Annotated in this window: 16 protein-coding genes, 1 tRNA gene and 2 pseudogenes; 8 read left to right on the top strand and 11 right to left on the bottom strand. The window is 72.8% G+C overall.

Features of this window, described 5'->3' with window-relative positions:
- Window positions 1-76: 76 nt before the first annotated feature.
- Complete coding sequence (locus tag ACIF8S_RS04420) at window positions 77-946, bottom strand: spermidine synthase (protein WP_399997243.1); 870 nt, start codon at window positions 944-946, stop codon at window positions 77-79.
- 151 nt (window positions 947-1,097) lie between these two features.
- Window positions 1,098-1,484, bottom strand: a complete 387-nt coding sequence (locus ACIF8S_RS04415) for a hypothetical protein (protein ID WP_399997793.1) — start codon at window positions 1,482-1,484, stop codon at window positions 1,098-1,100.
- A gap of 285 nt (window positions 1,485-1,769) precedes the next feature.
- On the opposite strand from ACIF8S_RS04415, the gene ACIF8S_RS04410 reads away from it, so the two are divergent.
- Window positions 1,770-3,227 carry a hypothetical protein gene (locus ACIF8S_RS04410; RefSeq protein ID WP_399997242.1) on the top strand — a complete coding sequence of 486 codons (1,458 nt, stop codon included), beginning with the start codon at window positions 1,770-1,772 and terminating at the stop codon, window positions 3,225-3,227.
- A 158-nt stretch (window positions 3,228-3,385) separates the two neighbouring features.
- On the opposite strand, the gene ACIF8S_RS04405 is transcribed toward ACIF8S_RS04410, so the two are convergent.
- A complete protein-coding gene (locus ACIF8S_RS04405; protein ID WP_358874031.1) occupies window positions 3,386-3,955 on the bottom strand; it encodes a hypothetical protein in 570 nt (189 codons plus the stop codon).
- Window positions 3,956-4,088: 133 nt separating this feature from the next.
- Between ACIF8S_RS04405 and ACIF8S_RS04400 the strand changes: the two genes are divergently transcribed.
- Window positions 4,089-4,685, top strand: a complete 597-nt coding sequence (locus tag ACIF8S_RS04400) for a TetR/AcrR family transcriptional regulator (RefSeq protein WP_399997241.1) — start codon at window positions 4,089-4,091, stop codon at window positions 4,683-4,685.
- A 71-nt stretch (window positions 4,686-4,756) separates the two neighbouring features.
- Here ACIF8S_RS04400 and ACIF8S_RS04395 read toward each other — a convergent pair whose 3' ends face one another.
- On the bottom strand, window positions 4,757-5,353 hold the full coding sequence (locus ACIF8S_RS04395) for a histidine phosphatase family protein (protein WP_399997239.1): 597 nt from the start codon (window positions 5,351-5,353) through the stop codon (window positions 4,757-4,759).
- Window positions 5,354-5,536: 183 nt separating this feature from the next.
- Between ACIF8S_RS04395 and ACIF8S_RS04390 the strand changes: the two genes are divergently transcribed.
- From ACIF8S_RS04390 to ACIF8S_RS04375, 4 genes are read left to right on the top strand one after another with little or no spacing between them, the layout of a single operon-like run.
- Window positions 5,537-6,496, top strand: a complete 960-nt coding sequence (locus ACIF8S_RS04390) for a phosphatase PAP2 family protein (protein ID WP_399997238.1) — start codon at window positions 5,537-5,539, stop codon at window positions 6,494-6,496.
- A complete protein-coding gene (locus ACIF8S_RS04385) occupies window positions 6,447-7,616 on the top strand; it encodes a hypothetical protein (RefSeq protein WP_399997236.1) in 1,170 nt (389 codons plus the stop codon). Before ACIF8S_RS04390 ends, ACIF8S_RS04385 begins: the two co-directional genes overlap by 50 nt.
- Window positions 7,607-9,208, top strand: a complete 1,602-nt coding sequence (locus ACIF8S_RS04380; protein WP_399997235.1) for a hypothetical protein — start codon at window positions 7,607-7,609, stop codon at window positions 9,206-9,208. Before ACIF8S_RS04385 ends, ACIF8S_RS04380 begins: the two co-directional genes overlap by 10 nt.
- Window positions 9,205-10,554: an AAA family ATPase gene (locus ACIF8S_RS04375; RefSeq protein ID WP_399997234.1), complete on the top strand. Its 1,350-nt coding sequence runs from the start codon at window positions 9,205-9,207 to the stop codon at window positions 10,552-10,554. The genes ACIF8S_RS04380 and ACIF8S_RS04375 overlap by 4 nt, the downstream gene beginning before the upstream one ends.
- A gap of 61 nt (window positions 10,555-10,615) precedes the next feature.
- On the opposite strand, the pseudogene ACIF8S_RS04370 reads toward ACIF8S_RS04375, so the two are convergent.
- From ACIF8S_RS04370 to ACIF8S_RS04355, 4 genes and pseudogenes are all read right to left on the bottom strand, one after another.
- Window positions 10,616-10,711: pseudogene (locus tag ACIF8S_RS04370) on the bottom strand (IS5/IS1182 family transposase); the annotation flags it as partial.
- Window positions 10,712-11,981: 1,270 nt separating this feature from the next.
- Window positions 11,982-12,197, bottom strand: a pseudogene (locus ACIF8S_RS04365) (helix-turn-helix domain-containing protein); the annotation flags it as partial.
- A gap of 35 nt (window positions 12,198-12,232) precedes the next feature.
- Window positions 12,233-12,571 (bottom strand): helix-turn-helix domain-containing protein, encoded by a 339-nt coding sequence (locus ACIF8S_RS04360; RefSeq protein WP_232649539.1) that lies wholly within the window; start codon window positions 12,569-12,571, stop codon window positions 12,233-12,235.
- The gene (locus ACIF8S_RS04355; RefSeq protein WP_399997233.1) at window positions 12,568-12,951 is read right to left on the bottom strand and encodes a type II toxin-antitoxin system RelE/ParE family toxin; all 384 of its coding nucleotides are present in this window, start codon (window positions 12,949-12,951) and stop codon (window positions 12,568-12,570) included. Before ACIF8S_RS04355 ends, ACIF8S_RS04360 begins: the two co-directional genes overlap by 4 nt.
- A gap of 868 nt (window positions 12,952-13,819) precedes the next feature.
- Between ACIF8S_RS04355 and ACIF8S_RS04350 the strand changes: the two genes are divergently transcribed.
- The gene (locus ACIF8S_RS04350) at window positions 13,820-14,914 is read left to right on the top strand and encodes an LLM class flavin-dependent oxidoreductase (RefSeq protein WP_399997232.1); all 1,095 of its coding nucleotides are present in this window, start codon (window positions 13,820-13,822) and stop codon (window positions 14,912-14,914) included.
- Here the strand turns inward: ACIF8S_RS04350 and ACIF8S_RS04345 are convergent.
- Window positions 14,890-16,833 carry a putative bifunctional diguanylate cyclase/phosphodiesterase gene (locus ACIF8S_RS04345; RefSeq protein WP_399997231.1) on the bottom strand — a complete coding sequence of 648 codons (1,944 nt, stop codon included), beginning with the start codon at window positions 16,831-16,833 and terminating at the stop codon, window positions 14,890-14,892. The two genes, ACIF8S_RS04350 and ACIF8S_RS04345, sit on opposite strands and share 25 nt — an antisense overlap.
- Window positions 16,834-17,273: 440 nt before the next feature.
- On the opposite strand from ACIF8S_RS04345, the gene ACIF8S_RS04340 reads away from it, so the two are divergent.
- On the top strand, window positions 17,274-18,512 hold the full coding sequence (locus ACIF8S_RS04340; RefSeq protein WP_399997792.1) for a M6 family metalloprotease domain-containing protein: 1,239 nt from the start codon (window positions 17,274-17,276) through the stop codon (window positions 18,510-18,512).
- Between the two features lie 50 nt (window positions 18,513-18,562).
- On the opposite strand, the gene ACIF8S_RS04335 is transcribed toward ACIF8S_RS04340, so the two are convergent.
- A tRNA-Lys gene (locus tag ACIF8S_RS04335) sits at window positions 18,563-18,636 on the bottom strand.
- The gene (locus ACIF8S_RS04330; RefSeq protein WP_024885459.1) at window positions 18,627-19,220 is read right to left on the bottom strand and encodes a hypothetical protein; all 594 of its coding nucleotides are present in this window, start codon (window positions 19,218-19,220) and stop codon (window positions 18,627-18,629) included. Before ACIF8S_RS04330 ends, ACIF8S_RS04335 begins: the two co-directional genes overlap by 10 nt.
- Between the last annotated feature and the right edge of the window lie 104 nt (window positions 19,221-19,324).

Genomic DNA, 19,324 nt, shown 5'->3' with positions numbered 1-19,324 from the left:
GAGTTCGGCGGGGGTTCGGCGCGGGCCGGAGGCCGGCCAGGTGAACGCCGGCCCGGCGTCGGGCGGTTCGCGACGCTCAGCGGAAGACGGACGCCGGCGGGGCCGGTGACGCGACCGCCGCCGCGTCGGTCACCGGGGCCGCGCCACCGGTGAAGTCGAGCAGCTCACGGCCGTGCAGGACCCGGCCGGAGTGCGCGTCGGATGCGGCCCGCCGGGTCAGCTCGGCGAGCGGCAGCGGTGCGTCGGAGGCGACCAGGACCGCGTTGCCGAACCGCTTGCCGCGCAGTACGGCCGGGTCGGCGATCAGCGCGAGTTCGGCGAACCGGGCGGCGGCGGTGGCGATCTGGCCACGCAGGTGTGCGAGTGGGGGGCCGTCGGCGAGGTTGGCGGTGTAGACGCCGCCCGGGGCGAGGGCCCGGCGGACGTCGTCGAGGAACTCGGTGGAGGTGAGGTGGGCCGGGGTGCGGGCCCCGCCGAAGACGTCGGCGACGACGAGGCAGGCCCAGCCGTCGGGTACCTTGGCGAGCCATTCGCGGGCGTCCGCCGCCCGCACCCGGATCCTCGCCCGGGTGTCCAACGGCAGTTCGCGCCGCACCAGGCGCACCAGGGCCGCGTCGCGCTCGACGACCTGCTGGGTGGAGCGGGGCCGGGTGGCCGCGACGTACCGGGCGAGGGTGAAGGCGCCGCCGCCGAGGTGCACGGCCTGGAGCGGCTTGCCGGCCGGGGCGACGAGGTCGACGACGTGCCCGAAGCGGCGCTGGTACTCGAAGGAGAGGTACGCGGGGTCGTCCAGGTCGACGTGCGACTGCGGCGCACCGTCGATCAGCAGCGTCCAGGCGCGCGCCCGGTCGCGGTCCGGGACGAGCTGGGCGAGCCCTCCGTCGACCTGTTCGGTGACGGCCTCGGCGGCCGGCTGCCCACGTCCACTGCTCCTGGCCCTACCCATGCGGCCATTGTCCCAGGCGGGAGGCGCGGCCCGCCGACCGGCAGCGAAGGCGCGGCTACCCACATGGGTGCGGCCCTCCGCACAGGTGCAGCCCTGCGCACAGGTGCATCCCTGGGCACCGGCATGGCCGCCTCTCGGATGCGGCCGTCCCTCAGCTGCAGCTGTCCGCCGCCGCGATCATCCGCTGGGCCTCGCCCAGTGCCTCCCGCAGTACCGCCGGGTCCGTCGCCAGGTCCGCCTCGCCGGGCGGCACCAGCCAGTCCGAGCCCCCCTCGCGCGTGTCCGGGGCCAGCCGCAGGCCGCGGCCGTCGGTCTCCGTACAGACGCTGCCGGGGACGTCCCAGGCGGCCGCGGTCCCCGGCGGCACAAGGAACGCGAGGGTGTCACCACCGCCGTCGTGCAGCACGGGGCCCACCGCGTCACCGGCTCCGCGCCGCAGGATGTCCACCGCCTCCAGTCCCTGCCGGGCCGGGACCGTGACCACGTCGCAGTCCGGACCGGCGGGTTCCAAAGGGTCGTTCTTCCGACTGGTCGTCATCATCCCGGCCTCCACCACACATCCCGCTCGGACTAGGGGTCGGGAGTCGGGGGGCTCCCGGTCCACTGAACTCAACGAGCCGCGTCGTCAAGGGCTACGGCAGAAGTCCGCCGCAAAGGATGGCACTTCATGGCAGAACGCGGACGACATATCCGGTATGTAGCCAAACTCAGCGTACCCAGCCCGTCACAGCAGGTACGTTCATGCCCGCCGGAAACAGGGTGGCACTCGGACAAGCCGCCCCGATCCCGGCATGGTTCGACGGTTCGCAGAGAGGACCCGGCCATGGCGTCGTCATCGGTGCCCTCGTCCCAGCCAGCCCGGCCACCGCGGCCGAACCTCGTCTTCCGGCACCTGCGCGGATCGCGCTCGCCGGCCGAGTTCGCCGCGGCGGTACGGCGGGCCGCCCGTGAGATCGGCGAGCGGGTCAGCTGTGACGCGCGGTACGTGCACCGGGTCGAGGCGGGCGAGATCCGCTGCCCCAACTACGCCTACGAGCGGGTGTTCCTGCACATGTTCCCCGGCCGCACGCTGACCGACCTGGGCTTCGCGCCCCGCTCGTCGGTCCGCGGGCGCCGGAACCGGGCCGCCGGGGACGTCCCCGCGGCCCGCACGGAGGACCCGCCGAACGCCACGAGTGAGAACAGCGGGGCGTGCGAACCGTATGAGACGCACAACCGGTACGACACGTACGACGAGTACGGCCCGCACGACTACGAGGAGAGCGACGTGCTGCGTCGCGCATTCATGACCGGCGGGGGCGCCACGGTGGCCGCCGCCACGCTGAGCCCCTACGGGCTCGCCCCCGACGCCTCGGCGGCGCAGCGCCCCGTGCGCCGCGTAGGGACCGGCGAGGCGTGCGCCCTGGAAGAGGCCGTGCGCCGGATCCGGCTGCTCGACGACCGGCACGGCGCGGACGGGCTCTACCGCCGCGCGGCGGCCCCGCTGCGGGCCGCGTACGCCTTGCTCGACGCCGGGGCGACCCGGCAGCGCACGGCGGACCGGCTGTACTCGGGCGCCGGGGAGCTGGCCATCTCGGTGGGCTGGCTGGCGCACGACTCGGGCCGCTTCGACGACGCGCGCTCCCACTACGCGGAGGCGCTCGCCACCGCGCGCGTGACGGGCGACGCCGGGTTGGAGGCGCACGCCTTCTGCAACACGGCGTTCCTCGCCCGCGACGCGGGCCGGCCCCGGGAGGCGGTGCGGGCGGCGCAGGCGGCCCAGCGGGCGGCACGGCCGCTCGGTTCGCCCCGGCTGATGTCGCTGCTGGCGCTGCGGGAGGCGGGCGGCTGGGCGGGGCTCGCCGACCGCGCGGGGTGCGAGCAGGCACTGGCCCGGGCGCACGCCTACTTCCAGCGGGGCACCTCGGAGGCGGATCCGGAGTGGATGAGCTTCTACGGGGAGGCCGAGCTGGAGGGCCTGGAGGCCCAGTGCTGGTCCACGCTGGGCGACTGGCCGCGCGCGGCTCGCCACGCGCGCCGCGCGGCGGAGCTCCAGGACCCGCACTTCACCCGCAACATCGCGTTGTACACGGCGGAGCTGGCCGACGACCTGGCGCGCGGCGGCCTGCCCGACGAGGCGGCGCAGGCGGGCATGCGCGCCCTCGACCTGCTGACCGAGGTCCAGTCGTCCCGCGTCCGCACGATGCTGTCCGGCACCTCCCGGGTGCTGCTGCCGCACCGCCGCGCGTCCGGCGTCTCGGAGTTCCTGGACCGCCACGCCTCGCTGCCGCGCATGATCTGACCCCGCGGCGGACGATCTGCCCCCGCGGCGGACGGACCGGCACGGAATCGCCCCGGCCGAGGTCCGTCGCGCTCACCGGGGCCCTGCGCCGACGGGAAGCCGCGGGCCCCGCCGGCGCCGGGGGAGACGCCGATGGGGCCCGCGGGGCTCGGGGCGGGTCATGCGCGCCGGGTGGCGCGACCCAGGCGGAGGGCGGAGACGAGGAAGAACACTCCCCCGAGGAAGGCGTAGCCGGCGAGCGTCTTGAGGGAGGCGTCGGCGCCGCCGGCCTGGGCGGCGAACGACACACCGGCGAGGGTCGAGATGCCGCCGCTGGCGATCATCGCCCACTGTCCGCCCATACGGCGCCGGGCGACGCCGACCACGAGCTGGACCAGACCCGCGGTGACGGCCCAGGCGCCCCAGACCCGCAGCACCGCCGGGATGCCGGAGGTGGCGGCGACGGCAAGGCCGACGGCCGTGAGGGTGCTGAGCACGATGTTCAGGTACAGGTGGCGCACCGGACCGCCGTCCGCCGCCGCGGACCGCACGTCGACGACCGCGCACGCAACGTCGAACAGCGGATAGAGCACGAGGAGCGTCGCACTGAGCGGGCCCAGCGTGTCCGCGGTGGCGAACAGCAGGGCGGCCCAGACGGCGGCGAAGGCGAAGCGCACGAAGTACAGCCTGCGCAGGGCCGCGGGAGCGGAGGCGGGTGCGGGGGCCGGGGCGGTGACGAGGGTGTCCACGAGGGTGCCTTTCGGTGGCGGGCGGACCTGCGGAGCAGGAGGGAGAACGTTCGGTCTTCCTCTATTGAAGTGGCTCACCCCACACCCGTCAAGACCGAACGTTCTCCATCTCCGTTTTGGTACGCTCGGCCCCATGAGTCGGGGCACACGAAACAGCAAGCCGTCCGAGGCGCGGACCAGGCTGCTCGGGACGGCGACGCGGATCTTCTACGCCGAGGGGATCCACTCCGTGGGCGTCGACCGGATCATCGAGGAGGCCCAGGTCACCCGGGCCACGCTGTACCGCCACTTCAGCGGCAAGGAGGAGCTGGTCCTCGCCTATCTCGGCCAGGCGGACCAGGGCATACGGGCACAGGTCGCCGGCGCGCGGGAGCCGGACGCCACTCCGGCGGACGACGTGCGGGCGGTCGCGCGGGCCATCGCCGACGGCATCCGTTCCCCCGGCTTCCGCGGCTGCGCGTTCCTCAACGCGGTGGCGGAGTTCCCCGACCCGGACCACCCGGTGCACCGGGCCGTGCTGGACCACCGGCAGTGGTTCCTGGAGACCGTCACCGAGCTGCTCGGGCGGGCGGGCATCGAGCCCGCCGACGCGGCGGGGCGGCACTTCGTGATGCTGAGGGACGGCGCCATGGCGGCCGGCTGCCTGTTCGACCCGGAGCTGGTCTGCGAGACCCTCCTGCACGGCGTCGAGGGCATCCTCACGGCGGGCACCGCCGCGTCACGCGCCTGAACGCGCGCGACGTGACGGACGCGTGGAGTGACGCACGCGTGAAGTGACACGCGCGTGAAGTGACACGCGCGTCAGGGGACAAGGTGCCCCACGTCGTTCCAGCTCTCCAGGGCCGGCTCGCCGTAGGCCCAGCCCAGGACCGACAGGGACGTCGGGTTGAGGCGGATGCGGGCCGCGAAGTCGAGCGGCAGGCCCAGCCAGCGGGCGCCGATGGACCGCAGGATGTGGCCGTGGGCGAAGACCAGCACGTCCCGGTCGGCGGAGCGTGCCCAGGCGACCACCTCGTCCGCGCGGGCCGTGACCCCGGCGAGCGTCTCGCCCTCGGGGACGCCGTCGCGCCAGATCAGCCAGCCCGGACGCACCGCCTGTATCTCCGCGGGCGTCATGCCCTCGTACGCCCCGTAGTCCCACTCCAGGAGCGCGTCCCAGTGCCGGGCGCGGTCGCCGAAGCCGGCCAGCTCACAGGTCTCCCGCGCGCGGGACAGCGGACTGGTGCGCACCTCGACGTCCGGCAGTCCGTCGTACGGCGCCCGGTGCAGGCGCTCGCCCAGCAGCTTGGCCCCCTGCCGGCCCTCCTCCAGCAGCGGCACGTCCGTCCGGCCGGTGTGCTTGCCGGACAGCGACCACGCGGTCTGTCCGTGCCGGGCCAGCAGGATGCGCGGTGCCATGGGAACCTTCCGAAAATCGCAGGCGGGACCCGTCCATCATCGCGCACCCTGGACGCGGGCAACCCGGGGGGCGATCTCCGCGTCTATCCGGTTCCGAGGGCGTGCACGCGGGAAGACGCGCGCACAACGTAGAGTGGCTCGCCGCCGACCAGGACAGCGCGAGGACGAAGGGGGAGCGATCGGATGCCGCACACCGAGACACCGGGCACCGAGGCGGTCCCGGCGACCCGGCTGCGCTGGTGGACCGAGCTGCCGCTCATCCTCCTCGTGTACGCCTGCTACTCCGCGGGACGGCTGGTCGTCCGGGGTGACGTCGCCGACGCCGTGGACCACGGCCTGGCGCTGCTGCGCATCGAGAAGGCGCTGTACCTGAACGCCGAGCACCCGCTGAACCGCCTGTTCACCCGCGAACCGTGGATCGGCATACCCGCCGACTTCTGGTACGCCTCCCTGCACTACCTGGTGACCCCGGCGGTGCTCATCTGGCTGTTCCGCTCCCACGCGGTGCGCTACCGCGCGGCCCGGACCTGGCTGATGACGTCGACGTTCATCGGTCTGATCGGCTTCACCCTGCTGCCCACCTGCCCGCCCCGGCTGCTCGACGCGAGCCACGGGTTCGTGGACACGATGGCGTACTACAGCTCCTGGGGCTGGTGGGGCGGCGAGGCGAGCGCCCCGCGCGGTCTCGGCGGCATGACCAACCAGTACGCGGCGATGCCCAGCCTGCACGTGGGATGGGCGCTGTGGTGCGGGGTGATCCTCTGGAAGTACGGGCGCGGGCGCTGGACGAGGACCGCCGCGGTGGTCTACCCGCTGGTGACCACGATCGTGGTGATGGGCACCGCCAACCACTACTTCCTCGACGCGCTGGCGGGTGCCGCCGTGATGGGCGCCGGCCTGCTGCTCGCCCCGTACGTGAGCCGGGTCGCCGGCCTGGTGAAGGCGCGGTACCTGCCCGCTTCCGTGTCCGTCCCGGCGGCCTCGTCCGACACGGATGCCACGATTGTCAGTGCCGGATGCCAGACTTCCGCGGGTGAGCGAATTCCACGGCAGCGGCATCCCGAGTCGCGGTACGGAGCAGGAGCCGAACCGGGTGCCTCCCCCACGGACGCGGGGGACGGGGCTCCGGCAGCGGCTCGCTGAGCTGCGGGGTCCCGAGGTACCGGCCAAGGCGCTGGACGCGCGCGCCCTGGCGGCCCTCGCCGCCAACCCGGGCTGCAGACGGCGCGCCATCCTCGACGGCGCCGGGGTGAACAAGGCGAAGCTGGCGAGCGCCCTGGGCTCCCCCTCGGTCTTCGGCCAGTCGCAGTTCGCGTTCGTCCGGGGCAACGCCTTCGAGGCGAAGGTCAAGGCCGACGGCGGTACGGAGCTGCTGCGCCTCGCCCACGAGAAGCTGGACCGTTCCGCCGAACCGCCCGCCGGGGCGCGCGTGCCGGACCTGACCGCGCAGGGCCCCGAGGGCCGCACCGCGCGCACGGAGCTCGCGCTGCGCGAGGCCGCCGAGGCGCCCGGCGCGTGGACGCTGCTGGACCACCCGATGCTCGCCCTGGACGTGGCGGGCTCCCTGGCCTTCCTGGAGCCGGACGCGGTGGTGGTGCACCCCGACGGCAGCTGGACGGTCGTCGAGATCAAGTCGTTCCCGATGCTGGACGGGGCGGCGGACCCGGCGAAGGTCGGCGCGGCCGCCCGCCAGGCCGCGGTGTACGTGCTGGCCCTGGAGCGGGTCGCCGCCCGGTTCGATACGCCCCCGCGTGTGCGTCACCGGGTCCTGCTGGTGTGCCCCAAGGACTTCTCCAACCTGCCGGCCGCCTCCGCCGTGGACGTGCGCAAGCAGCGCGCGGTGACCGCCCGCCAGCTGGCCCGTCTCACCCGTATCGAGGAGATCGCCGACACGCTCCCGGAGGGCACCTGCTTCTCCCCCGAGCTGCCCGCCGAGCAGCTGGAGCAGGCCGTGGAGTCCGTCCCCGCGACCTACGCGCCCGAGTGCCTGTCCGCCTGCGAGCTGGCCTTCCACTGCCGCGACCGCTCCCGCGCGTCCGGCGCGGTGACCTCCCTGGGCCGTCCGGTGCGGGCCGAACTGGGCGGTCTGACGACCGTCGGGGACGTGCTGGCGGCGGCCCGCGGCGAGGCCGGCGACCCCGACGACCCGGCGGTGGCGGCGTTGCGCCGGGCCGCCGCCCTGCGCGCGGAGGCGCTGGCGTCCGCCGCCGGGGAGGCCCGTGAAGCCGCCGGGGGCGCGCGGGAGGTGGCCCCGTGTCGCTGATCGCCACCCTGGCCCGGCTCGAGGCCGTCGACACCGGCCGCGCCCAGCCGGCCGCGACCGTCCGGCACCGGCACCTGGCCGAGCGGCCCCTGGTGTTCGTGCCGCTGGTCACCGCCGGTGAGGCGGGCGCCCCGCTGGGCGCGCTGGTGGGCACCGACCGGGACGCGCCGCGTCTGCTGGTGGTGGCGCAGCCCCGTGACCGCGACCTGCGGTTCGCGTTCCTGGCCGAACTGGCCGACGTGGTCCTGCCGTACGTCGACTCGTTCGCGGACGCCGTGGAGGCCGCCGAGCGCTCGGAGACCGACCCGGAGACCGGCAAGCGGGTCAAGGTCGAGGTGGAGCTGTGCGCGGACGCCCCCCAGCTGGTCGTGCCCAGCCGGGCGGGCATCGACCTGGTGCGGCTGCTCGGGCGCTCGATGCGGTTCCGGCGTACGGCGGAGCAGGACCCTGAGGCCCCGTTCCCGGCGCCGCCCCGGGTGCCGCTGCTCGGGCGCTGGCTGACGCACTTCGGGGAGCGGGCCCGGGTGCCCGGCTCCTGCCTGCTGCTGGCCGTGACCGACGTGCTGGGCCGGCACTGGGCGACCGGGCAGTCCACGCTGGAGGACCAGCACCTGGGGGCGCTGCTCGCCTGGATCGACCCGCCCGAGGGCCGCTCCGGCGCTGAGGCCGCCGAGGAGGCGGAGCTGAAGCGGGACGACGACGGTCAGCTGATCTGCCCGCCCGCGGGCCCGGCCACCGACCCGGCGTTCGACAACAAGCTGCTCGCCCCGGCCATCGAGCGCTACGACCGCGCCCGGACGGCTCTGGCAGCCGCCGAGGACGGCCTGGAGGCGGACGACCGGCTGGGCACGCTGACGGCCGCCGAGCGGGAGATCCGCGCGCTGGTGGAGAGCCGGACCCGGCCCACCTGGGACGCGGTGTGGCGGGGCCTGGACCTGCTGCGGGAGCTGCCGGAGGGCGCCCGGGTCGAGGAGCGCTGGACGCGCGACCGCTGGTCGTACACCGGCCACCGGGACCGGGTGGCGTCCGGCGAGCCGCCGCAGCCCCGCCGGGACGACGCGGTGACTGCGGCGAACAAGCTGGCGGCCCGCGAGCGGGAGCAGGCCCGTCTGGAGGCGCAGGAGGCGCTCGACGACCCGCTGGTGATGGCGGCGCGGCGGTTGTCCGGTGAGGCGTTCGCCGGGGAGGTCGTCGACGTGGTGATGGCCTACAGCGAGAGCAAGCGGCCGAGCCCGCGCCCGCTGGTCACGGTCCGCACCGACGACCGGCCGCATCTGGGGGAGCGTACGAAGGTGTACCGCTCGCTGGGCGGGAAGCCGCAGACGGCCGAGTTCGCCGGGTACGAGGCGGGCCCCGAGGACGGCCTGCTGGTGCTGCGGATCATGGACAAGATGGGGCGGGGGAAGGAGCCGGAGCCCGGTTCGGTGCCGGAGAAGGGCGACCGCCTGTGCTTCACGCTGTTCGAGCACGAACCGCGCGGTGGCGCGAAGCTGCCCGACCCGGAGGAGACGCCGTGGACCCACGGCGGGCCGCCCGGTGAGGAGCCCGCCCCCGAGCCCGCCGACCCGGTGACCGAGGAGGACGTGCTGTGACCGCCCCCGTCGAGGAGACGGTGTTCGACCCCGGCTCCGCGGCCGCCCGCGCCACGGACGCGATCCTCCACGACACGCTCCACGGCGCCGCGCGCGGTGTCGTCGTCGACTCCCCGCCCGGCGCCGGCAAGTCCACGCTGGTGGTGCGCGCGGCGCTGGAGCTGGCCGAGGCGGGCCGCCCGCTGATGGTGGTCGCGCAGACGAACGCGCAGGTGGACGACCTCGTGCTGCGCCTCGCCGAGAAGAACCCCGACCTGCCGGTGGGCCGCCTGCACAGCAGCGACACCGACCCGTACGACAAGGCGCTGGACGCCCTGGACCAGGTGCGCACGTCCGCGAAGGCGGCGGACCTCGCCGGGCTGCCGGTGGTGCTGTCGACGGCGGCGAAGTGGGCGCACGTGAAGAACGTGGAGCCGTGGCAGCACGCGATCGTCGACGAGGCGTACCAGATGCGCTCGGACGCGCTGCTCGCGGTGGCCGGGCTGTTCGAGCGGGCGCTGTTCGTGGGCGACCCGGGGCAGCTGGACCCGTTCTCGATCGTGGGCGCCGAGCAGTGGGCGGGGCTGTCGTACGACCCGTCGGGCTCGGCCGTCACCACGCTGCTCGCGCACAACCCCGACCTGCCGCAGCACCGCCTGCCGGTGTCCTGGCGGCTGCCCGCCTCGGCGGCGCCGCTGGTGTCGGACGCGTTCTACCCGTTCACGCCCTTCCGCAGCGGCACGGACCACGGCGACCGCGCCCTGACCCTGGCCGTCCCGTCGGACGGCTCGGGCCCGGACCGGGTGATCGACGAGGCGGCCGAGTCCGGCTGGGGCCTGCTGGAGCTGCCCGCCCGGCACACCCCGCGCACCGACCCGGAGGCGGTGGGGGCGATCGCCCTGGTGGTCCGCCGCTTGCTGGACCGGGGCGGCGCGTCGGTCTCCGAACGCTCCCCCGATCCGACCCCGCTCACGGCGGACCGCGTCGCCGTCGGCACGGCCCACCGCGACCAGGCGGCTGCGGTCCGCGCGGCGCTGGCGGACCTGGGCGTGAGCGACGTGACCGTCGACACGGCGAACCGGCTCCAGGGCCGTGAGTACGACGTGACGGTCGTACTCCACCCGCTGTCCGGCCGCCCCGACGCGACGGCGTTCCACCTGGAGACGGGCCGCCTCTGCGTCCTCGCCTCCCGTCACCGCCACGCGTGCATCGTCGTCTGCCGCGAGGGCGTGACGGACCTCCTGGACGACTACCCGTCCACGGAACCGGTCCAGCTCGGGACGCTGGTGAAGTTTCCGGACGGCTGGGAGGCCAACCACGCGGTGCTGTCGCATCTGGCGGAGCACAGGGTGCGCTGGAGTCCGTAAGAAGCGGCTGACGGCGATCAAAGTCGTAGTCCATCATCGACCACGGGATGACGCTCTCGCAGGTGTCGGCGCGTCGCTCATAGTTGCGGACCAGGCGTCGGCTGCGCAGGATCCAGGCGAAGGATCCTTCGACGACGCAGCGGCGAGGCAGGACCTGTGATCCCGCCGCGGCCACGCACCTGGTCCGCAGTGCGGGGCCGCGCTCGCCGCCGCTTATCGGTGGCCGCCCGGCCTGCTAGAAGTCCGGCGAACCCCTCCGACTGATTACCGACCCTGCCCGGACGCCCTGCCGGATGGACGCAGGAGCTCCTCCTTGAAGGACTACCGCGATCTGATCCGAACCGCCCACCAACAGCTCGGCGGCCCGATCCTGCTGGTCTGGGACATTTGAACAGACAGCATGCGCCGTTACACCGCCGACCGCGACTGGCTCACCGTCTTCCAGCTGCGGCCCTACGCACCCGACCTCAATGCAGTCGAAGCATCTGGTCCGTCCTACGACGCACCATCACGGCCAATCGTGCCTTCGCCGACCCCGACGACCTGATCACCGCGGTCCGGCGCGGCCTACGCCAGCCCAGTACCGCCCCGACGTCCTTTACGGCTGCTCACCGACAAAGGCCTCCGAAGCCAGCCACCAAACGACATCAAGCATTCAAGGTCAGTATGCGTGTGCACTGAGCGTTGAATCTCCGAACTGGCTGCAATCAAGCCTGAGAGATCTAGTCTACGATCTTGAATCGCACGGTTGCCCCATCCGGGCGATCTCGGAGTTGCACCGCCAAGTCGCCTCGAAGGCACATTGCCTTCACAGAATCGAGCACATACATGTTTCCGGTGGAAAATTCTCCACCCAACACGAATGGACACTTCGGGATAAGGCGAGATCCATACTCAATCACACCTTTGGTGGTCAGTTCGCAATCAAGGAAGAGGCGATTTATTCGTTCGATCCGGAAATCAGCTTGTCCAATCGACTACCCATCAATCACACACCACTATTCGCACCTTTGGAAGGTTGGGCAGCGGAAATTCTCAGTGCCTACGAGTTTCTGACTGGGTATAGCGATGAGTGGCAGGCTTTGAACACCCTGTGGACTCGGCGGGCCCCAGCACTGACTTGGAGGAATGGAACGCCCCACAGCTCTGGCGGCCCTCGATGTGCTGAGCAGACTCACGATACTTACTGCGACTCACGTTGATCTCGCAAGCTGCCGACGTGTGGTGCACCAGGATCGGCGTGCCACCCGCCGGCACATAGTACGTGTGCAGACCAGGCCGCTCCTACCTGCAAGTTTGCTGGTCAGCGGACCATTTGACAGTCGCCGGATGTTCGTGCTCGTACGCTGGAGCCTGCTGCTGTTGCCGTCATTACTGCCGTCAGTGGCCTACACCGGCTGGGGAATTCCTGAGATTCCGAATGCGTGTCAAGCGGCTTTGTCGTGATGGGTGAGGCTGATGGTCAAGTCGGCGCCGAGAGCCTGAGCCAGGCGGCGCAGGAGGGGGAGCGTGGGCACGGTCCCGCCGCCTTCGAAGCGGGAGATCTGCGGCTGTTTCATCCCGCACCGCTCGGCCAGCTCGGCCTGGGACAGCCCGAGCTCGATGCGCCGGTCGTGGACGAGTTGCCCGAGCTCACGGGCGAGCGCGGAAGGCGGGTCCTGCATGGTTCCTCCCCGCCTCAGGCCGCTGGGGCGACGATGGTGACGGTGGGCTCGTCTCCGCCGGCGAGGTGCACGTCCACCGTGAGGTCCAGTGCGCGGGCCAGGCGCATGATGACCGCGATGGGCGGCAGCTCGGTGGCCGTCTCGATGCCTTCGATGTCATCGACGTCGACGTGCATGCGCTCGGCGAGGTCAGCCTCGCTCAGGCCCAGCTGCTTACGCCGGTCGTAGACGGCCTTGCCCAACGTCATGGCGAGACCGGCCTCTTCGTAGACCCGGTCGTACTCGGGGTCAGCGTCCAGGTGTTCGCCCAGCAGCCGGCGGTGGCGACGGGTCCTCCATTCGCTGTGGTTCACCGGTTCTCCTTGAGGTTGCGGCTGTAGAGGTCGTGCTCAGCGGCGGCTTCATGCTCTGCCTCGCACAATCGCTGTGCGGCGTGGGCGCGGTCCACTTCGACCTGCTCGCGCATCTTGGTCTTGCGGAACACGGTGAGCAGCACGACACGTCGGCCGGGCGCCAACCAGTAGGTGATCCGCTGATGGGTATCGCCCAGACGGAAGCGCAGCTCGCGGAGCTTGCCGCCCAGATGGCGGGAGTGCGGTTCGTCGAGCGTGGCGGCCTGCTCGGCGAGCAGGTCGGCGACGCGTTCGGCCTGCTTGTAGTGATGGGCCGGAATGTTCTCCAGCCACAGCCGCACCTCCGGCTCGATCTCGATCGAGTACCGCCCGCTGCCCATAGCGCCGATGATATATGGGCAGGGCTGGCGCGTCGCCCAGTTTGGCGGCGCGGGGCCGGGGCGGGAGGGGCCCACCGCGAGGGTTAGCCGCCGGGGCATCGCTGCCGACTGGAGGTGGTGCCGGCCACCGCCCTCGGTGAGCCTCGCGACGCATGTGAGGGGTCGGCCCCCTGGTCGGCCCTTGCCTGCGATCCGGCCGTAGGACGGTCGTAGGCGATAGCTCGCTGTGCCAGGAGCCCGGCTCCGGTCATCCCGGTGATCCGGCCGGTTGCCGTTTTCGCAGCCCGGCTACTGTTTCGGCTCGGTCCTCCGGTAGCGGGTCTGTGTCGAACCTGCCGCTGCTCACCCGCCTGACCAAGGCACTGGACGCGTCGCTGACCATAGACCTGGACGGTGACCGTTCGGCCTTCGCCTTCCCGCGCTCAACGGTCACCGGCCGGAGGAGCCGGTGTCGGGCGGAACCTCCTCGGTGGCATGAGCCAGGGGTGGCGCTCGGCGTACGTGAAGGCAAGGAACATCCCGGTTCCTGGTCCGACTCGGACGTGATGGCCGCGAGACCGTCCGGGGAGCGGACTGGCCGGGTGCCAGCCGCCGGGTGCTCCTCGACCGGGAAACGCGGTGTCGGCCTCGGGTGGCTGAGGTCCGCAAGGGCAGGGCTGCACATCAAGCCCTCCAGCAGTACGGAAATCTTCGTCCCGGTCGGCGTACGGGCGCCCTCATCGGCCGACCTCGGGTCTCACCGCAGCGCGTGAGGGGGCGAGCACGTATACGACACGCACCCCCGGCCGGGGGAATAAGCGGGGAGCACCCCCTGTTCTTCCACCGCACAGCACTGTGTGAGTGGACGTACGACAGGAGGCACCCCCACGTGACCGCAGACGACGAGATCAGGGGTACCGCCCTCGGCTCCGCCCCCGTTCCCCTTTCCGTGCTCGACCTGGTCACGGTCGGGGCCGGGCGGACCGCGTCCGACGCGCTGCGGACCAGCGTGGAGCTGGCGAAGCTCGGCGAAGCGCGCGGGTACCACCGGTACTGGGTGGCCGAGCACCACTCCATGCCGGGTGTGGCCTCCTCCTCGCCCGCCGTGATCCTCGCGCACCTGGCCGCGCACACGGAGCGGATCCGGCTCGGTTCGGGCGGCGTGATGCTGCCCAACCACGCGCCCCTCGTCATCGCCGAACAGTTCGGCACGCTGGAGGCCATGGCCCCCGGACGGGTCGACCTGGGTCTCGGGCGGGCGCCCGGCACCGACGGGGCGACCGCCGCCGCCCTGCGCCGCACCGACCGGCTGAACGAGGGCGCCGACGACTTCCCGCAGCAGCTCGCCGAGCTGACCCGCTTCCTGGACGACGACTTCCCCGACGGGCACCCCTACCGGCGGATCCACGCCGTGCCCGGCCCGGTGCAGGCCACCTCGCCCGGCGGGGTGCAGTCCCCGCACCGGCCGCCCCTCTGGCTGCTCGGCTCCTCCGGGTTCAGCGCCCAGCTGGCCGGCATGCTCGGGCTGCCGTTCGCCTTCGCCCACCACTTCTCCGCGCAGAACACCGTCCCGGCGCTGGACCTGTACCGGGAGAGCTTCCGGCCGAGCGCGGTGCTGGACGCGCCGTACGCGCTGATCGGCGTCGCGGCGCTCGCCACGGACGACGAGAAGGAGGCCCGCCGCCAGGTGCTGGCCGCCGCGCTGAACATGGTGCGGCTGCGCACCGGCCGCCCGGGGCTCGTGCCCACGCCGGAGGAGGCGGAGGCGTACGACTTCAGCCCGATGGAGCGGGAGTTCGTGGAGTCCTGGAACGCCAACGTCATCCACGGCACCGCGGACGAGGTCCGGGCCGGCCTGGACGACCTCCAGAAGCGCACCGGCGCCGACGAGTTGATGCTCACCGCCAACGCGCACGGCGGTGACGTCCGGGTGCGGTCGTACGAACTGATCGCCGACGCCTACGGGTTGCCGACGCCCGCCTGAACGTCCGGCGTGCCGAGCAGCTCGGAGATGCGGTCGGCCGGGACCGGGCGTGAGTACAGCCAGCCCTGACCGGTGTCGCAGCCGATCCGGCGCAGCCGGGTGGCCTGCGCGGAGGTCTCCACGCACTCCGCGGTGACGGTCAGCCCCAGGCGGTGGGCGAGTTGCACCATCGCCTCGACGATCACCTCGTCGGCGGGGCTGGCCTTCGCCGTGCGGTCCTCGATCTGGAAGCCCCGCACGAAGGAGCCGTCGAGCTTGAGGACCGACACCGGCAGCCTGCTGAGGTAGGCGAGGTTGGAGTAGCCGGTGCCGAAGTCGTCGATGGCGATGCGGACGCCCATGTCGCTGAGCGCCTTCAGGGTCTGCAGCGGCCGGCCGGAGGAGCCCATCACCGCCGACTCGGTCAGCTCCAGCTGGAGCAGGTGCGCGGGCAGTCCCGTCTCCTCCAGCGTGTCGGCGACGTCCGCCACCAGGTCGGAGTCCCACACCTGACGGACCGCCACGTTCACGCTGACGAAGATGGGCGGCCCGTCCGGGTGCTCCGTCTGCCATGCGCGCGCCTGCCGGCAGGCGGTGCGCAGTACCCAGCGGCCGAGCGGCACGATCGAACCGTCCTCCTCCGCCAGGGAGATGAACCGATTCGGCGTCAGCGTGCCGAAGCGGGGGTGGTTCCAGCGGATCAGGGCCTCGACGCCGTGCACCCGGTCGTCCTCCATGCCCACCAGCGGCTGGTACTCCAGCGCGAACTCGCCCCGGTCGATGGCCGGCCGGAGGGTGGAGGCGAGGGCCTGGCGGGTCACCCGGGTGGCGTTGCGCTCCGGGTCGAACAGCGTCCAGCGGCTCTTGCCGTCGGCCTTCGCCCAGTACAGCGTGGTGTCCGCGGCCTGCATCAGCGCGGTCGGGGTGGTGCCGGCGGCGTGCCGCTCGACGACGCCGATCGAGGCGGAGACCGACAGGCGCCGGCCGGCCAGGTCGAACGGGGCCTGGATGGCGTCGAGCAGCGACTCGGCGAGGTCGGCGAGCTGTTCGGTGCCGGTGGAGTCCTCGACGAGCAGGGCGAACTCGTCGCCGCCGAGCCGGGCGACCAGCGGGATGCCGGCCCGGGTGCGGCCCGTCTCCTGCGCGCACCGGGTGAGCCGTTCGGCGACGGCGGCCAGCAACTGGTCGCCCACGCGGTGGCCGAGGGTGTCGTTGACGGCCTTGAAGCCGTCCAGGTCGAGGTAGCACAGCCCGATCCGGCCGGTGCCGCTCTCCGCGTACGACTCCGCCTCCAGGGCGGTGGTGAGGCGTTCGAAGAACAGGGTGCGGTTGGGCAGCCGGGTCACCGGGTCGTGCTCGCGCAGGTGCCGCAGCCGGGACTGCAGTGCGCGGTGGTCGCTGATGTCGGCGACGGACAGCAGCACGCCCCCGTCGTCGGGGGGCAGCGGGGCGGCGGTGACCCGCACCCACAGCGCGTGCCCCTCGGGGTGTTTGAGCCGGCGGGTGCAGCGCAGGCGGCCGCGGCGGCCGCGCAGCAGTTCGCGGTAGGCGTGCCAGGTGCGGGCGTCGGAGCCGAGGTCCACCAGGTCGGCGGCGACAGCGCCGGTGAGGGTGGCCTGGTCGCGGCCCAGCAGTTCGGCGAGGGCGGCGTTGGCGCCGGTGACCGTGCCCTCGCGGTCGACGACGGCCATGGCGAGCGGGGCGGCGGTGAAGACGGAGCGGTAGGACGGCGGCGGGGGTGTGCGCGGGTCGGAGTCCTCGGCGCCGGGGGCCTCCGCACCGAGGGCCTCTGCAGCTACGGCCTCCGCACCGAGGGCCTCTGCACCGAGCCCCTCCGCACCGAACGCCTCTGCACCGGGGGACGTGAGGATCTCACTCTCTGTGACGACCGGCCGGTTGAGCTCAGTCGCGGGCGTCGGCCCTTCGGACGTTCCGCTCACCACTCGCTCCCGCAGTGCACTCGCTCGCTGTCGTGCTGGGAAAGGTCTCTCCGTACCCGGAAAGTGTGCCGATCATAGAGGCCCGGGTGGGGCCGCTCCAGCCACTGTCCGGCCTCGGAGCCGGTTCCGCATCTCTGCCCGATCGTTTCTGCGCGCGGTCCGACGGCTTAGGGCAGGGCTCCGACCAGTTGTGACGTTCCGTGAGTGCGTACGGAGCGGACCGCGTGCGGTACTGCCCGGATCGCCTCCGTTCTCACCCGACCGGTGCAGTTGAACAGGGCGTAGTACGACAAATCATCCCAGTCTGGGGGCGGTGTCCCGCGAACCGTCTCCCGGAGGTCCCCGTGCCGCGTCAGCTCACCCCGAGAGGACTCGGACGTGAGGCACTGCGGCGGATCGGCCGTTCGGGTGTACGGCCCCGGCTGCGCACCACGGCGGCGATGTGCACCACCATGTCGGCACTGGCGGCGACGTCCCTGGTGACCGTGGTGTCCGGCCCCGGGCCCTTCTCGGCGGAGCCCTGTGTGCTGACCCGCACCGACGCCCACCACTCGGAGGGCCTGGACACCTGGAACGCCTCCTACCCGCGTCCGACGCGGCAGCTCGACGCGGTGATGGTGTTCCTGTCGTTCCCCGACTCGCATCCGCTGACCACGCCGCGGGACCTGGCCGCCGACCACTTCCCGGCGACCGGCCGCTTCTTCGAGCAGGCCTCCTACGGCAAGTTCAGCCTGCGGTCGCACCCGGTGAACCGGTGGATCCGCATGCCGCGTCCGTCGACGGCGTACGCCATACAGCGCGACTGGACCGTGGCGCACCGGGCGGCCTATCTGCGGGACGCGCTCGCCGCGTCCGATCCGCACGTCGACTACTCGCGCTACGACATCGTGTACTTCGTCGCCGATCCGGACGCGCCGGGCGTGGACTCCGACGCCACGAAGGTGGTCAATCTGGACCGGCCGATGCGGGCCGACGGCACGGACATCCGACGGGTCGTCACCGTGTTCGAGAACAGTCCGCCGGACCGGCTGGTGCTGGCGCACGAGACCGGGCACGTCTTCGACCTGCCCGACCTGTACCACCGGCCGGTGGACGGCAAGGGCGACTGGGACACCCACGTCGGGGACTGGGACCTGATGGGCAGCCAGTTCGCGCTGGCGCCGGATCTCTTCGGCTGGCACAAGTGGAAGCTGGGCTGGCTGGAGCCCCGGCAGGTGCGGTGCGTACAGGAGGGCGGTCCGGTGCGGCTCACGCTGGAGCCGCTGGGGGCGGGCCCGACGACACCGGTGACGGGGGCGGCGGGGGCGCCGTCCTTCGGACTGGGACGCGGCACCAAGCTGGCGGTGGTGCGTACGGGGACGGACACGGCGCTGGCGTTCGAGGTGCGCGGACCGGTCGGCAACGACCGGGCGGCCTGCCGGCCGGGGGTGCTGGTCTACCGGGTGAGCGCCGGCACCCGCTCGGGGCGCGGGCCCATCGAGGTGATCGACGCCCACCCGCACACCGAGGCCTGCTGGGAGGACTCCGTCTATCCCCCACTGGCGGACGCCCCGGTCGCCCTCGGCGAGAGCTTCACGGTCCCCGGTGAGTCCGTCCGGGTGGAGGTCGAGGGCCGTACCGCCTCGGGCGCCTGGACGGTGAAGATCACCACCGGCGACCGGACGGCCCAGGCGTCCTGAACCGCGACGAAGAAAGCCCCCCGCTTGCGCGAGGGGCCTTCTTCGTGTCGTGCGCCGCCAGGGACTCGAACCCCGGACCCGCTGATTAAGAGTCAGCTGCTCTAACCAACTGAGCTAGCGGCGCCTGCTGACGTCGTAGACATTAGCACCACGATCGGCGGGAGGAAAAATCGATATCCGCACGGCCGCCCGGGCCGCCCGCACCGCCGCCCAGAGCAGCACCTCCGGGCCCGGCAGCCAGGGGCGACGGGTGTCGGGGGCGACCAGCCAGCGGGCGAGGGGCGCCGCGTCGGCGCGGGCGGGTGCAGCCGGGGCGGGGACCGTCACCTCGTCGCCGGCGCCGTGACACAGCAGGGGCGGCACACCGTCCGTACGGGAGCCGTGCGCGCCCCACTCCTCCCAGGTCAGCAGGGCGGGCAGCCGCTGGGCGGTGCCGACCGCGGCGAACAGCAGCATCCGTCCCCGGTACTCCGCCACGGGACCCGAGCCCGGCCCCTCCTCCCACAGGCGGTCCAGCATCCGGCGCCCGAAGATCCCGGGCACGCTCACCACGTCGAAGACCACGCCGCAGGGCAGGACCACCGGGGCGTCCTGCCGCTCCCCCCAGAGCGTCCGCGTGCCGCACCGGGCGGTGCCCGCCGAGGCGAGCCAGGCGGCGCCGTCCGGGGTGACACCGCTGACGTCGAAGACATTCGGTGTGCTGCTCATACAGATATTTCTACGCGCCGTGAGAGCGCGGTTCCGCAGAGTTGCCGGAACTCCTGACGAGAGGGAGGCCGAGCGCGTACCCTGCCACCCGGCATATGCCCCGC

This window comes from Streptomyces sp. NPDC085937 (assembly GCF_044540535.1).
Taxonomy (GTDB): Bacteria; Actinomycetota; Actinomycetes; order Streptomycetales; family Streptomycetaceae; genus Streptomyces.
Note: the sequence above shows the minus strand (reverse complement) of the source record. Positions and strands in the feature narration are given on the sequence as shown.

Bases quoted from the DNA above. Each gene is read 5' to 3' on its own strand.
- ACIF8S_RS04420 (WP_399997243.1), bottom strand. From the start codon at position 946: ATGGGTAGGGCCAGGAGCAGTGGACGTGGGCAGCCGGCCGCCGAGGCC.
- ACIF8S_RS04415 (WP_399997793.1), bottom strand. From the start codon at position 1,484: ATGACGACCAGTCGGAAGAACGACCCTTTGGAACCCGCCGGTCCGGAC.
- ACIF8S_RS04410 (WP_399997242.1), top strand. From the start codon at position 1,770: ATGGCGTCGTCATCGGTGCCCTCGTCCCAGCCAGCCCGGCCACCGCGG.
- ACIF8S_RS04400 (WP_399997241.1), top strand. From the start codon at position 4,089: ATGAGTCGGGGCACACGAAACAGCAAGCCGTCCGAGGCGCGGACCAGG.
- ACIF8S_RS04395 (WP_399997239.1), bottom strand. From the start codon at position 5,353: ATGGCACCGCGCATCCTGCTGGCCCGGCACGGACAGACCGCGTGGTCG.
- ACIF8S_RS04390 (WP_399997238.1), top strand. From the start codon at position 5,537: ATGCCGCACACCGAGACACCGGGCACCGAGGCGGTCCCGGCGACCCGG.
- ACIF8S_RS04355 (WP_399997233.1), bottom strand. From the start codon at position 12,951: ATGGGCAGCGGGCGGTACTCGATCGAGATCGAGCCGGAGGTGCGGCTG.
- ACIF8S_RS04340 (WP_399997792.1), top strand. From the start codon at position 17,274: ATGTGCACCACCATGTCGGCACTGGCGGCGACGTCCCTGGTGACCGTG.
- ACIF8S_RS04330 (WP_024885459.1), bottom strand. From the start codon at position 19,220: ATGAGCAGCACACCGAATGTCTTCGACGTCAGCGGTGTCACCCCGGAC.